The sequence below is a fragment of the Pyrobaculum calidifontis JCM 11548 genome (genome assembly GCF_000015805.1).
Taxonomy (GTDB): Archaea; Thermoproteota; Thermoprotei; order Thermoproteales; family Thermoproteaceae; genus Pyrobaculum; species Pyrobaculum calidifontis.
The window spans coordinates 71,133-85,007 of record NC_009073.1 but is presented as its reverse complement, the minus strand read 5'-3'; the positions used below and the strand labels follow the sequence as shown (position 1 = coordinate 85,007).

Sequence of the window (13,875 nt, the reverse complement as noted above, 5' to 3'; positions counted from 1 at the left end):
CGAGTGGGGGCTATGGATCTTAAGAGGGCGAAGGAGTTGGGCGCAGAGCTGGCGGGGAAGCTACCCTGGCAAGAGATCGCCGACTCGCCCGCGGTTAGGTACTACACTGACTGGTCTAAGTTTGAGGGGTTTAAGCCGCTGGGGAGGCCCCCCGCCGTTTCGGCGCGGCTTGGGCCTTGCGAGGTAGTGGTGCAGAACGGGGTCTTCGCCGGGGCTGGCGAGTGCGAGGGAGTGGAGGTAGAGACGGCGGGGGAAGTGTTCAACCTGGCCCCCCTCGACAGCAAGATCCTTGCCCTGCACGCCGCGGCGCTTGAGGAGGCCGTGAAGGTGAGAGTCAAGAGGGCCGTCCCTCTGCTCGTGGTCAAGCTGGAGGCCCTCGGCGAGGGCCACGTGGCCAGCCACGTGGTGTTGGAGGTGGAGGGCGGCGGCTCGGTGGTGGTGTACGCGTCCAACGGGAGGGGGGCCATGCACACAGTTGTGGTGGAGGGGTGGGCCAGGGCCCCCACGGAGTACGTCCTCGTGTCTAAGGCGGAGGGTCCGCAGTACGTACATTCAGTATTCTACACGGCCTCCTCGGTGCAGGCCAGGCCGCTGGTCGTGGGGGGCGTCATGAATGCTGTGCGAGAGGAGTACCGCATTGGGGAAGAGGCGGTTGCAGAGGCCATAGGCCTCGAGCTAGGCCTTGGGGAGGCCAGGATAGACCACGTCGTATCGCTTATAAACGACGCGCCGAGGGGTGTCGGGCGGGCGAAGCTCTTCGCAGTAGCGGCTGACAAGTCCTTTGTCACTCAGAGGGCCGTGGGGAGGATCACTAAGCGAGGCGTCATGAGCGACAGCTCGGTGGAGGGTGTGGTCTTCATAGCGGGGGAAGGCGCCGTCGCCAACACCCAGCCCATCATACTCGTGGAGACGGGCGAGGTGGCTGGCGCGCGCCACTCCGCCGCCGATGCGTCGCTGGACGAGGAGAAGGAGTTCCTCCTACGCGCCCGCGGTATAAGGAGAGAGGACATCCCCAAGCTCCTCATAGCGAGCTTCGTCGACCAATACCTCGCCTCCCTCACCGACACAGCCGCCGAGTACTTGAGAAGGGCCGTCTTAGGCGAAGTGGCGGCACACCTCGCTCCCATAAGCGCCGCTTCTCAACACGCTGCACACTAGCCCCGTCACCGCTAGGCGGAGCTTAGTTTTTATCGCTAACTCTTGCCTCCGGCCGTGTTTGCTAGGCTACGCGCTTTATGTAGCCGGGCCTCGGGGTGTAGGCCTCGCCGTTGCGTATGAGCAAGTCGATTATGCGCTGCACCTCGGGGCCGGGTATGCCGAGCTTCTCTGCCTCCGCCTTTAAGAGGTCTACCTTGACTGGCCCCTTCTCGATCTCCTCCAGCTTCTTTAACAGCTCTACTACGCGTATGTAGGCCTCGCGGCGGGACGCGGGGACTCCCGTGAGTATGGCGTCTATGTCAATGGCGCCGGACTCCACGTCTATGCCCACAGACTTTAGGAAGGCTAGGTAGAGGCGTATGGCCCTCTCGGCGTCTTCGGCGGTGGCTATTGGGGAGAGACGCATCTTGGCCTCGGCGGTGGTCAAACGTATCAACGCCTCTAGCTGGCGCGCAGTTATGGCGATGGCCGTGCCCGGCCCCTGGTAGCGCCTCCTCATCTCCAGGTAGAATGCCTTTATCCTCTCCTTTGCCTCCTCGCTCAAGATGGGCCTCACGTACCTCCTGGCGTACATTATGTACTTGCGGAGGAAGTCAGGCCTGAGGACGTCTCTAAAGGCCTCGGGCGTCTTCCCCGAGTGGAGGTCTAAGATGTGGCCGGCCACTGCAGAGTCGAAGTCCTCCCGGGGCTCGTCCCTGATCACGAAGATGAGGTCGAAGCGGCTGAGGAGGGAGACGGGGAGGTCGATGTTCTCTGCCACAGTGCGGTTTGGCAAATAGCGGCCGAAGGCCGGGTTGGCCGCGGCGAGGACGGCGGCTCTCGCGTTGAGAGTGGCCACGATGCCCGCCTTGCTTATAGACACGGTGTTCTGCTCCATGGCCTCGTGGAGGGCTACCCTGTCCTTGGCGTCCATTTTGTCTATCTCGTCGATCACCGCCACGCCCTTGTCTGCGAGGACGAGGGCGCCGGCCTCTAGGTAGAACTCCCCCGTGAGCTTGTCCCGCACCACGGCCGCGGTGAGGCCAGCCGCAGAGGACCCCTTGCCCGTGGTGTAGACGGCGCGGGGGGCTATCTTGGCCACGAACTTGAGGAGCTGAGACTTGGCGGTTCCCGGGTCGCCTATCAGCAGTATGTTGATGTCGCCCCTCACCCTCACCCCGTCTGGGTACACTATCTCGTTGCCGCCGAAGAGGAGGCAGGCGATGGCCTCCTTTATCTCCTCGTAGCCGTATATAGAGGGGGCAATGGACCTCACTATGAGCTCCCTCACGTCGGGCCTCCTAGACAGCTCCAAGATCTTCTGCTCGTCCTCGCTAGTTATCTCCTCCACAAGCTCCTTGTTGGTAGTCTCCACGTGGACCCCCTGTATGTAGGAGGTGACGATGGGGGGCCTCCCCTTCCTCAGCTCGCTCAAGGTGAGGTCCACTATGCCGGTCAGCGAGACTATGTCGCCCGGCTTCACAGAGTCCACCAAGTCGTCCAGGAGGACGACCTCGACGCTCCTCGGCAGTTGGCCAGGCGGCAGATCCTCAGGCCTCTCTTGCACAATCACCTTCTGCCAATCGATGTACTGGCTCAGCTCAGTCACAAGAGTGAAGCTCTTCGACGCGCCGCACCTGGGGCACTTGGCCGGGGGCTCCACGTGCCGCTCCAGCTCTTGCACAAGCTCAATCTCGTAGCCGCACTGAGTACAACGGTAGAGGGCCTTGTAGAGGAAGTGCTTAGGCGGAGTCTGCCTAGTCACAATCCCCTCCACCCTAATCAAGCGGCCAATGTACTCAGACCTCAACTTCCTGAGCGGAACCACCAGAGGCGACCCCCTCACCCTGAAGTAGAACCTACGGAGCTTCTTAGCCGTCTCCGGGTCCTTCTCCTCCACCACCTCTTTGACCACCTTGTCCGCCTCGGGCAAGACGAGGCGAGGCCTCTCGATAAACAAGTCGGCTAGCCCCTTGTCAAACATCAAAATGTCGTGGAAGTCCACCTCAAGCGACTTCTTCTGCTGAATAATCATGTTGATGACCTCGTCCGACACCTTCTCATTCGACGTAATAAACTCCCTAATCTTATCCCTCAGAAGGTCAAGCTCAACCTCAAGCACACACCTAGACGCGCAGGAGTTAAAAACTCACCCAAGTAATACCTGCCGAGCCGCCGGCGCCTAGCCGCGCGGAATTATCCACACGCCGGACTTCACAAGCATTGCCGAGCAGCCAGGCCGCGTCAAGTTGACCACAGCAACCTTCCTCGCGCCAACGATCACTGTGGCGAAGCAGGTGGAGGGGGGACTGCCGCAGGGGCCGTACTGGCCCACGAGGTACACCACCCGGCCGTGGTCTATGGCCCACTTTGTCACATTGTACAGCCATGCCGTGGCCTTCGCCGTCGCCGAGCCCCGCCCCCTCGTCCCCGACGCCGTGACGTTTACATAGAGGAAGCCGCCTCTGTTCCCCACGCATATGGAGACGCCCGCAGTGTCAAAGCCGTAGAAGTCCCGCGGCACCAACAGAGAGCGGTTCAGCTCCACTACGCCGGGTATACTCGCCGCGGCAAGCGAGTCCCTAATCTGAGACGCGGCGAAGTCCGCCGCCGACTGGGCCAGCGACTCCACGTCCCGCTCCAACACCCACTGCGCCCTCATGTCCACAATGTAGGCCAACACGGCCACAGTCGCCGCAAATGCCACAAAGAGGATCAAGGCCGACGTGGAGATAGACCCCCTCATCTCAGCTCAATCCACACCGTCTGGTTTACAAAGTACACACGCTTCACCACATTGGGCGTCGTATAGCTCCACTGCCGCACGCCGTCGCTCACCCTTATCTCAAGCCGGCTGTTGCACGGTAACGACTCCACCGCCAGCGTCCCGCCTACCTCATACGTCAGGTAGTAGCGCCCCCTGGCGTAGAACCTGGACGAAACGAAGTAGATGTACACTTCCTCCGTGCCATTTACCACGAAGGGTCTGAAGTATAGCTTCAGCCTTCCCGGCGGAGTGGCGTTGACGGCCACCATGGTGTCCCCCACGAGCGCTATCAAGCCCCCGTCGACGCCTCTGTAGAGGCGCGGCCCGTCCACTAGGTAGGTGGAGTTGTACCACACCTCGACCACGTTCCATCTGCTGTACCCGCTAATCGGCGTGCCGCCGCAGAGGATTGCGATGGCGTAAGTGCGGTTGACGCCGCCGAAGCTCCCGTAGACGAAGTTGGGCAGGGGGAAGTACTTCCGCGACCCCGCCATCCCGAAGTCTGCCTCAAGCCCGTCGGCAAAGGCTAGCACGTAGGCCACCGCATTTCTATACTCCAGAGGCGCCATAGAGGCGTACAGCGTTGAAATGACGTACGGCAGAGCCGCGAACATTATGATCAGCGAAATTGCCGTTAGAAGCAGAACCTCAAGCGACGTCATGTCGTCTCAAACGGGCCCCTAACCGCTGTGCCAGAGTCCACGTAGAAGAACGGCCGAGGCCACGTGAAGGGTATAACCGCAACGCTGTATCTCTGCCCGCCGGCGACCCCGGCGCGCGCCCTCTGAAACGCCGTCATGGCCCTGTTTCTGAGGTCTGACGGCCCGTCGGACGGCACGACGTTGGGGTAAGACCTAAGCCACGGGTTCTGCCCCGACCCCCACGCGCCGCTCGTGAAGATCTGGTACAACACGACGGACCTGGCCACCGATATTGTGAAGTTGCGCTCGCCACTCACGGCGCCGTAGAGCTCCCATATGTGCCTGTCGTAGCAGAAGCCGTCGTAGTCCCACCACCACTTTGGACTGCCAATTTGCTGTATGCCCACCATTCTCCTGTTAGACGCACACGATAGCATTGAGTCCGACCAAGTTCCGTTGTACAGAGCCACCCAACTCGGCACACTCCTGTAGTGGCCAAACACCACGGTGAACCCGTCTTTGAACTCATTCAGCGATGCTTGTTGTAAGGTGACTTCCACAGGGCCAGTGAGCGTCCAGAAGTAGCTGGAGGGTTGTTGGGGAGGCCTAAAGAGGTCTTGAGGAGGCGTAAATGTCCCTCCTTGGCAGAAGACCGCTAAGACGGCTTTGTTAGTCAAATCCCCCTCAAGTCTGACCCAATATCCGCCAACGCCGCTTGGCCCATCTCTGTAGAGATTCACCCCCTTCCAGCTACCGCCTAAATATGCATAAGCACTACGCCTATCTACGCCGCCGTACGTGAGAAGCGGGCCCTGCGTATCGCTTGGCGGTACGTAAATAACATAGTAACCCTTACTGGCGTTGCCGGGTATGTAGAATCTGACGTATATAGGGTTAGGACAGCTTGGTAGCGGCGGTGTCGGCAAAATCGGCGGTTGCCACTGTGCTCTAAACGTGTTCAAGACGCTGAGTGACACCGAGTCTGTGAAGTCTAGCCTCACGAGCGAGCCAGGCGGTACGAGGACGACTGTCCAGCTCTCGCACGGGCCGCAGTTGGGACACTTGTACTTAACGTCGTAAACGCCTATGAACCTCGGGTCCTTGGGGCTGTAGTCGGCCAGCCAGCGCGTGCAAACCTGCTGGCCAGACTTCTTCCACGGTATGTACAAGACGCCGGTGCCGTCTCCCTCGTTTATGAGGTACCACGTCGTGCCGCCTCCCAGCGCGTAGAGCTTGGGCTGGGCCGTGGAGACAGCCACCTTAGACCCGAAGACATTGACAAATATGGCGTGGCTCGCCCTCTTGGGCACGGTGAACTCCACCTCCCACTCGGCGACATCCCTGCCGCCGGAGTAGCCGAGGTACTCAGCCAGTGTGGCTGTGCACAAGCCGTTGTCGACGCACGTGGTGTTGACGTAGGTGGAGCCCAGGCTGTAGAAGAGGGTGAACTGGGCCGCCACGGCGCCGCGGGGGATAGTGGACTCCACCCGAACTCTGTAGTGGTATCTGTCCTGGTTGGGGTTGCTCCCATCGACGCTCCACTCAACCACCTTGACGCTTAGGCCTATTGTGCGCGAAATGTTGAGCCGCTCTACGTTGGCAAGACCCACACTGCCGCTGGCGTTTATGTTTGCCTCCACCTTGGTTGCGCTCAGTGCTACCACGTCTACTCTGCCCGGCCTGGCGAGGGGGGTCTTGTCCACGGGCGCGAGGGACACGGAGGGGGGCGGGTCTACCCAGGGCCTAACTCTCACATAGGCGTAGTACGCCTCCTCAGGCGTACCGGAGGCGGGATTGTCCACTATGGCGCTTCCCAGCACTATGTAGAACCTCCAGTCGCCGCCAAACGAGTGGGTGGTCGTCTTAGTGGCCAGCCGTATGAGGGGCCTTGTCGTGTTGTAGCTGTATACGCTGTATACCACTCTGGAGGTGTCCGCCGATATGGAGAAGAGGTACCAGGATGTGCCATAAGTTAGCGAACCCGCATCATCCCAAGTCCTCCCGTTCCACACGCCGTTCCCCGCGTACCAGTTTGTCCACACGATGGCTGGCACAACGGCCTGCACTGCCAGAAGGTAGGCGCATATGGGGTGTCTGCTGGGTGGGGGTGGGTTGGTGTTCCAGGCATAGTAGAGGTCAAGCCTGGCGGGCCTTATTATGCCTTTAAGCGGCTTGACCAGCGCCTCCACTGTGAAGCCACGCCAGCCAAGATTTCTCAGATTATCATCATCATCTTCTTGTGGAGTGTTCAATTTGTAATATACATTAAAGGCCCAATTCGTGGTGCCAACGGCGTACCTGGCGTAGACTCGTGCAACGGGGCGGAAGTCTGGGACGTCTTCCACCGTAACACCATACTCATTTCTAATTACTCCGCCCGTTGGCGAATGATAACAGCCTTGCGTATTAACTACGCTTTTGCCCCATGAGGCTATCTCGTCGGCGCCCCAGTAGTATGAAACGCTGTACCCCGCTGGACGGCCGCCCCACGGATACTGCTCGTATCCTACTTGCGGTGCGAACGCAGCCTTTGGCTCATTGTTCACGGCCTTGTTCACCTTCACGATGTCTGACAGCATAGGCTGGCCGCTCGCACATGGGCCAGACTTCAGCACCGGTATCTCGTCGCCTTGCAGATTTGGAATGAAGACGAGGAGCACCTCCACCGCCTTGCCCTTCTCCAGCTTAAAGCCGGACACCTCGTCGGAGGAAGAGGAGGGCAGTCTGACGTGTAGTAGGCAGAGGGGGCAGTTCTTTATCTCGGCCCACCAGGGTAGCTGGTAGAGTTTGCACGTCTGGCTGTCTACTAGGAAGGCGAAGAGGCTGGACTTGATTTTCTCTTCTTCCAATTCGCCTAGCTTTCTCAAGAGGTCTGCTAGGGCTACGTTGTATACCTCGCCAGCGGCGCCTGGCTCAGAGACGTGGGCTCCGTATGTGACGACGTAGTAGCCGCCGTAGTCGTCGCTTTGCCAGGTGACCACAAGCCTGTAGAGCGTTGCGCCGGGTATTGTGAGAAAGCCGCTCCTAACGGGGTCTAGGTTCCACCGCGAGTATTCCACTGCCTGTGGGTAGGGGCCCAGGGTGCCGTTGAAGCCTGTGTAGAATATTCGGTATTTGAAGTCCAGCTGGGCCCCTATGGGCAACAGCGCGGTTTTTAGGAGCGAGAGCGAGCTGTTGGTGTACCACTTCGCTGCGTAGTATGGAAGGTCGCTTAGCCACGCGTAGAGCCCTGTGGTGGTTGCTGCGGTTGAGAGCTGGGCGGAGGCCTTTGCCGTGGCTTGGAGTACGTGGGAGTCGGCGAGATCCACCACCTCGGGCCACGCCTTTGCGTATATGCCGTACCCAGTCCTCGCCCCCGCGGAGTAGGAGCCCATCTGTAGGGCGATTTGCGCCGTCATTATCGCCGCCACGGCCACGGCGGCGATGAAGGCTGATAGGAGTATCAGCTGGCCCCTCATGGCCTATCCAGCGAGAGAGTCAGCCTTACCCTCGTGCCGTCGCTGAGGAGCGCCGACACGGCGGCCACGCTGGCGCCGCTCTGCGGGAGGCCTCGTGGCCTGGACGCGGTGGCAAGCCTCTGGGACCACTTGGCGCACGCGAGGCAGGAGGGCGGCCTCTCGTCGTCTAGGTACACCGTGAAGTTGTAGTAGTACCGCACGGGGATTGTGGCGTTCAACATGGCGGCCACCGCCTTCGTGTCGTTTTGGCACACGGCCCTCTCCAGGGCGCTCATGAAGTGGGGGTCTGCGGTCAGCCTGAGGAGTATGAAGTAGGCGTTGGCTGTGACCTCCCGCTCCGCGGCTATGTACGCTGGGGCCGGCGCCGCAGCGGATACTACGTAGAACACAAGGCCCACGACCATTGCCGAGAGGCCCAGCTCTATTACCCACTTCATGGCCACTTGTACAGAGTGAGCTCCGCCGCGTATGTGGCGGCTTGGCTGTCCACTACCCTAGTGGCCACTGCGCTCTGGGTCTGCGGCGGGCTTTGGAGGCCCCGGCAGCGCCACGTGTCCACTCTGACGGGGGCCTTGGGCGGCGTGGGGGCGAGGGGTATAATCACCATTGTGCCCTCTGGCGCGTTGCCCCCCTGGCTGTTTCTCTCAACCCACACCACCATGAAGAGCGAGCCGGGGGGCGGCGTTACGTAGCACGCGGCGCATCTGGCATTGCCTACGCACTTGCTACACTGGTCCACCTTCACTTGTCCCTGGCCCTGCCCCGGGTCTAGCACGGCGTCTTGGGCTAGGTTTGTAAAGCCGGCTCCCGTGTACGCGTCCAGCCTCCTTATGCCCAAGGCGGGGGTGTTCCCCGAACCGCAACTAACCGTCGCGTCGTGGGTTATCCACACGCGGCCGTCCGGCGTGTAGAAGCCGTACACCAGGGGCCTGTTGCTGACGTTGAATAGCCAGAAGTCGAAGGCCTTGGGGTAGTCCACCTTCTGGGCAAAGGCCGCCACCCCGGCGCCCTGGGGGACGTCTTGCAGATATTGCGCCAATAGGCCCGTGACGTCGTAGTAGTACAGGCGCAAGTTAGGGTCGAACTTGAAGTAGCCCTCAGCGCTGGCTATCTGGCACTCTCCGCCCACTGGGCAGTGGATTACCGTTACCACCACAGTTCCGTTGACGGCTGTCCCAGTGGCGTTTAAGGTCACCCAAATCTTGCCCAACGGCACCTTGGCGCACATGGGGTCGTTGCGTCTTATTGTGACAGAGCCGACGGGGTAGTTGGGGCATATGGTGAGGTTCACCAGGGGCTTTAGCACGAGGGTCATGTCGTACTTGTCCCAGGCGGGGCCGAAGAAGTTCTTCAGTATTGCCTCGTAGTCGCAGGCGTAGGACTGGCGTGGGGCTAAGACCCCGTAGCCCACTAAGACTCCTTGGGATATCCCTGAAGCCTCGACGAGCTTCTGTTGTCGTATTACGCATGTGGGGCCTTGGGCCGCTGGCGCGGCGAGGGCGCCTAGCTTAGCCGAATCGATCTGGGGCTGGTAGAGGGGCCTCTGGGCCGATAGCGCTAGGTCGACGATGGTCCAGCCGTCTGCGCGCCTCGTGGTGATGTTGCCCTGCATGAGGATTGCCCGGTCTAGCGCCTGTTGGGCGAGGTTCATGAGGGCTGGCTGGGCCACTGCGTAGAGCTCTGTCTGTTGGGGGGTTAGGGTGAATAGGAATAGGATGAAGCCGATGAGTATCCCCGAGACTAGGACTACTTCCACTGCCTCCACATGCCCTATATGTCGAGTTCCTAAAATGTTTTTCGGTGTGCCTTGCAGTATGCACTGTACTTCTTTTTATAGGTGTTATGTGTGGCGTGGAGGTCTCTGAGCTTCCTCTGGACGCCAGGCTCATTGCCGTGCTTAAGGAGCGTGGGGTGGGGCGGCTGTTTCCGCCTCAGGTGGAGGCGGTGAGGGCCGGGATTTTTGACGGGAGGAGCGTCTTGTTATGTACGGCGACTGCCTCGGGGAAGTCGCTTTTGGCCGAGGTGGCGGCGGTCAAGGCGGGCTTGGAGGGGCGCATGGCGCTCTACGCTGTGCCCCTCAAGGCTCTTGCCTATGAGAAGCTTGTCCACTTCTCCTACTACAGGGGGCTTGTGAAAGTGGGGGTGTCTACCGGCGACTTTGACTCGGACGACAGGCGGCTCCACGAGTTTGACGTGGTGGTGGTTACGTATGAGAAGTTGGACAGCCTCCTGCGCCATAGGCCGAACTGGCTCGGGCTCGTGGGCGTCGTGGTGGTGGACGAGATTCACTACCTGGGGGACCCGAGGAGGGGGCCCGTCCTCGAGTCTATTGTGGCTAAGCTGAGGCACCTCGGCCTAAAAACCCAGTTCATCGGCTTGAGCGCCACTGTGGGGAACGCGGGGGAGGTGGCGGCGTGGCTTGGGGCTAGGCTTGTGGAGTCTAGCTGGCGGCCAGTGCCCCTCAGAGAGGGTGTGTACCACGGCGGGGTGATCCGCTTCTCCGACGGCTCCATGCAACGCGTGAACGCGCCGGGGGACGCGGAGGTGGCCTTGGCTGTGGACGCGGTGGCAGGCGGGGGCCAGGCCCTGGTCTTCACCAACAGCAGGAGCTCCACCGTCAGACTGGCCAAGGCCGTGGCGAAGGCCATGGAGGCGGCCGGCCTTGTGCCGCGGGGGGCCAAGGCGCTGGCCGAGGAGGTCCTCAAGGCGTCCTCTAGCAAGATCATTGGCAGAGAGCTCGCCGACCTTGTGGCGAGGGGGGTGGCGTTCCACAACGCGGGGCTTGAGCTAGAGGTGAGGAGGCTTGTGGAGGATGGGTTTAGGAGGGGCTTGCTCAAGGTGGTGGTGTCTACCACGACTCTGGCGGCCGGGGTCAACCTCCCGGCGAGGCGTGTGGTGGTCGCCGACTACGAGCGCTTTGACCCAGCGCTTGGCCGGGAGGAGATCCCCGTGCTTGAGTATAGGCAGATGGCGGGGAGGGCGGGGAGGCCTGGCCTGGATCCATACGGCGAGGCTGTGCTTGTGGCGAGGAGCAAGGGGGAGGCGGAGTACCTAATGGAGCGCTATGTGAGGGGGCAAGTGGAGGGGGTCCGCTCCCACATCTTGGCTGAGCCCAACCTCAGGGCCCACGTGCTGGGCGCCGTGGGCGGGGGCTACGCCAAGTCTCTAGACGACCTTGTGGACTTCTTCTCCAACACCCTGGGCGCGGCGCAGATGAAGACCTCGCTCAAGTTGTCTATCCTCAGGTCTAAGATCGGCGGCGTGGTGGAGGAGTTAGTGGAGTGGGGCTTCCTTGAGCGAGACGGCGACTTTGTATATGCCACGGAGCTTGGGAGACAGGTGGCTAGGCTTTACCTAGATCCAGAGGTGGCCGCCGGCTACATACGGCTGATCAAGTCGCTGAGGGCGGGGAACGTGCCTGCCTACCTCTACGTGGTCTTGACAGCCCCCGACTTCCCCAGGGTGAGGAGGGGCAGGGCGGACAAGCGTGTGGTAGAGGGAATCCTCGCGGCGTTGGATGTGGAGGAGGACGAGGAGTTTGAGGACTTGGCCCGGACCGCGTCTATGCTCATGGCGTGGATTGAGGAAGTCGACGAGGACGTGATATATGAGAAGTTCGACGTGGCTCCGGGCGATTTGAGGGTGTACGTGGATTTGTTCCAGTGGCTTGGCAACGCCGCGGCCAAGCTTGCGCGTCTCGTGGGCCGCGAGGAGCACGGGAAGAGGCTTGAGGTGGTCACGGCGAGGGTGGTGTACGGGGTGAGGGAGGAGCTCTTAGGCCTAGTGACCTCTCTCAGGGGGGTGGGGCGCGTCAGGGCCCGCACGCTCTACAACTTTGGCTACAGGACGCTTGAGGACATAGCCAGGGCTACCGTTAGAGAGATTGCCTCGTTGCCGGGCTTTGGGGAAAAACTGGCGGAGTCTGTGATTGAGCAGGCTAGGCAGATGCTGGCCGAGGGGCTACGGGGGGAGGTCTAGGCCCTCTGCGAGGTCTAGTATGCCGAGTTTCTCCAGCGTGGCTCTGCGCGGCGCGCCGGTGGCCGGGTCCCACCCCATTTCCTCGTAGTATTCGCGCCTCATGAGCTCCACGTCTTCTTCCGTCATTTTTACGTCTGAGAGTGGGCCCTCTTTGGGGTACTCCAGGGCCCTCTTTGGCAGTTTCCACTGGGTGGGGTTTACGCCCTCTCTTATATTGAATAGCTTGCGCATTGTCTGTATTCTGTGGCCCACCTCTAGCAACTCCTGCGGCGTAAATTTGAGGCCGGTGAAGGCATATATCAACTCCACGTAGGGCAACGTGCGGAATACCACTTGAGATGAAAATGCGCAGAACCCCAGCGAGTTTTCCACCTGAGCCGCCTTTGCGTACACAGCCGCTATTCTGCCCTTGTCTTTGTAGGCGTACTTTTCTACTTTGCCAAAGTTTATCCCAAAGTCGAACTGTGTCCACGTAGATCTGCCACCTTCTCCCATGAAGTGTACGCCGCCGGCTGTGTGCCTCGCCGGGGTTGGGTCTGCCACATACGTCACCGCTAGGCCCGGCAGATATTTCACGTGATGCGCCGGGAGCTCTTGGCCGCCGACGTGCATGGCATACTCACACGCGCCTTTGCCAATTATTTCACAGGCCTTTTTCACCCCCTGGCCCAAGACTCTGCCTATCCCCTCGCCTTTTCCAATGAGCTCCACCAGCCTTATAACCGCCTCGGCGTCGCCCCACTTCAGTGGAAAGCCCACTTCGCGCTCGCTCAATACCCCCCTCTCGTAGAGCTCCATGGCAAAGCCCACTACGTTGGCCGTGGAGATGGTGTCAAGGCCGTAGAGGTTGCAGAGCTCGTTTATATACACCACGGAGTCGCGGTCTAGGTTTAGTAGCGCTGGGCCAAAGAGAGAGGCGGTTTCGTACTCAGCTCTGTGGCCCTCCACTTCTCCATACTTGGTGCGGCTTTTAATCAACGCGCCGCATGCCACAGTACACGAGGCGCAGGCATACGGCTTTACATTGTCCTTAATGAAGTAGTCTGCTTTGTAGACCTCTGCCAGCCTTTTCACCTCCTCGTAGCCCAGCCCCCTCCAGTTGTACAGAGGCGTGTCGCCGGAGAGTATGCTGGGCTCCAGCGTGTATAAGGTCCCATACTTGTGCCAAATTTCCGCCGCCCTGGCGCGGGGACCCTTCTGTAGCTGGACTATTTCCACAATTTTCTGTCTCAGAAGATCTCTGTCGTAGACCTCGACGCGCTTGTCTCCAACTGCTACCACGGCCTTAAGCCTCTTGCTCCCCATAACTGCTCCAAGGCCCGACCGCCCCAGAGCCCTACCGTACTCGTTTATAATAGCCGCCACCAACTGTTGCTTCTCCCCGGCGGGGCCTATGGATACCACTTGCGCCCCCCTGTGCCTCCGCCTAAGCTCGTCCTCGGTCTCCTTCGTCGTCTTCCCCCACAGATCTGCCGCAGATTCTATGTACACCTCGCCGTTCTCGATAAGTATGTAGACGGGCTTCTCAGAAACGCCGCAAATGAAAACTGCGTCAAACCCAGCCTCCTTAAGCTTGGGGCCAAACCTCCCGCCAGCGTTTGCGTCTCCCCAGCCGCCGGTGAGAGGCGACTTGCCCACCGCCATAAACCTCCCTGCGAGAGGCACGTTGGAAAGATTCAACAAGCCTGAGACAAATCCAAGCACATTGCCAGGGCCCAGGGGGTCCGTGCCCTTCGCCATTCTAGAAAGGAGGAACCAAGCGCCAAGCCCCACACCGCCCAAAAACTTTTTATAAACCTCCTCCCCCAACTTTATCTTCTCAACGCGCCCAGTTGAGAGATCAATATATACAACGGCACCAGCCACACCATACATGAAAAAGAGGGAGGCCCCC

General features: G+C 60.5%; 9 protein-coding genes. 2 read left to right on the top strand and 7 right to left on the bottom strand.

The window, feature by feature from the left end; all coding sequences use genetic code 11:
- The first annotated feature begins 12 nt into the window (after positions 1 to 12).
- Entirely contained in the window at positions 13 to 1,158 is a 1,146-nt protein-coding gene (locus tag PCAL_RS00450; protein ID WP_011848782.1) for a SufD family Fe-S cluster assembly protein, read from the top strand.
- A 61-nt stretch (positions 1,159 to 1,219) separates the two neighbouring features.
- Here the strand turns inward: PCAL_RS00450 and mcm are convergent, their stop codons facing one another.
- Genes mcm through PCAL_RS00420 form a run of 6 tightly spaced genes read right to left on the bottom strand, consistent with a single transcriptional unit; the run spans position 1,220 to position 9,768 of the window.
- The gene (gene mcm / locus PCAL_RS00445; protein WP_011848781.1) at positions 1,220 to 3,259 is read right to left on the bottom strand and encodes a minichromosome maintenance protein MCM; all 2,040 of its coding nucleotides are present in this window, start codon (positions 3,257 to 3,259) and stop codon (positions 1,220 to 1,222) included.
- A 60-nt stretch (positions 3,260 to 3,319) separates the two neighbouring features.
- Positions 3,320 to 3,856, bottom strand: coding sequence for a hypothetical protein (locus PCAL_RS00440; RefSeq protein WP_226951970.1), 537 nt, complete (start codon positions 3,854 to 3,856; stop codon positions 3,320 to 3,322).
- Between the two features lie 23 nt (positions 3,857 to 3,879).
- Entirely contained in the window at positions 3,880 to 4,566 is a 687-nt protein-coding gene (locus tag PCAL_RS00435; protein WP_011848779.1) for a hypothetical protein, read from the bottom strand.
- The gene (locus PCAL_RS00430) at positions 4,563 to 8,003 is read right to left on the bottom strand and encodes a hypothetical protein (RefSeq protein ID WP_011848778.1); all 3,441 of its coding nucleotides are present in this window, start codon (positions 8,001 to 8,003) and stop codon (positions 4,563 to 4,565) included. The genes PCAL_RS00435 and PCAL_RS00430 overlap by 4 nt, the downstream gene beginning before the upstream one ends.
- Complete coding sequence (locus PCAL_RS00425) at positions 8,000 to 8,440, bottom strand: hypothetical protein (RefSeq protein ID WP_011848777.1); 441 nt, start codon at positions 8,438 to 8,440, stop codon at positions 8,000 to 8,002. Before PCAL_RS00425 ends, PCAL_RS00430 begins: the two co-directional genes overlap by 4 nt.
- Complete coding sequence (locus PCAL_RS00420) at positions 8,437 to 9,768, bottom strand: hypothetical protein (protein ID WP_226951969.1); 1,332 nt, start codon at positions 9,766 to 9,768, stop codon at positions 8,437 to 8,439. Before PCAL_RS00420 ends, PCAL_RS00425 begins: the two co-directional genes overlap by 4 nt.
- 86 nt (positions 9,769 to 9,854) lie before the next feature.
- On the opposite strand from PCAL_RS00420, the gene PCAL_RS00415 reads away from it, so the two are divergent.
- A complete protein-coding gene (locus tag PCAL_RS00415; protein WP_011848775.1) occupies positions 9,855 to 11,981 on the top strand; it encodes a DEAD/DEAH box helicase in 2,127 nt (708 codons plus the stop codon).
- Here the strand turns inward: PCAL_RS00415 and PCAL_RS00410 are convergent.
- Positions 11,964 to 13,856 carry an aldehyde ferredoxin oxidoreductase family protein gene (locus PCAL_RS00410; RefSeq protein ID WP_011848774.1) on the bottom strand — a complete coding sequence of 631 codons (1,893 nt, stop codon included), beginning with the start codon at positions 13,854 to 13,856 and terminating at the stop codon, positions 11,964 to 11,966. The genes PCAL_RS00415 and PCAL_RS00410 overlap by 18 nt on opposite strands.
- Between the last annotated feature and the right edge of the window lie 19 nt (positions 13,857 to 13,875).

What these genes read in the sequence shown, in the direction of transcription:
- PCAL_RS00450 (WP_011848782.1), top strand. Translation starts at nt 13, where the DNA reads ATGGATCTTAAGAGGGCGAAGGAGTTGGGCGCAGAGCTGGCGGGGAAG.
- PCAL_RS00430 (WP_011848778.1), bottom strand. Translation starts at nt 8,003, where the DNA reads ATGAGGGGCCAGCTGATACTCCTATCAGCCTTCATCGCCGCCGTGGCC.
- PCAL_RS00425 (WP_011848777.1), bottom strand. Translation starts at nt 8,440, where the DNA reads ATGAAGTGGGTAATAGAGCTGGGCCTCTCGGCAATGGTCGTGGGCCTT.
- PCAL_RS00435 (WP_011848779.1), bottom strand. Translation starts at nt 4,566, where the DNA reads ATGACGTCGCTTGAGGTTCTGCTTCTAACGGCAATTTCGCTGATCATA.
- PCAL_RS00410 (WP_011848774.1), bottom strand. Translation starts at nt 13,856, where the DNA reads ATGTATGGTGTGGCTGGTGCCGTTGTATATATTGATCTCTCAACTGGG.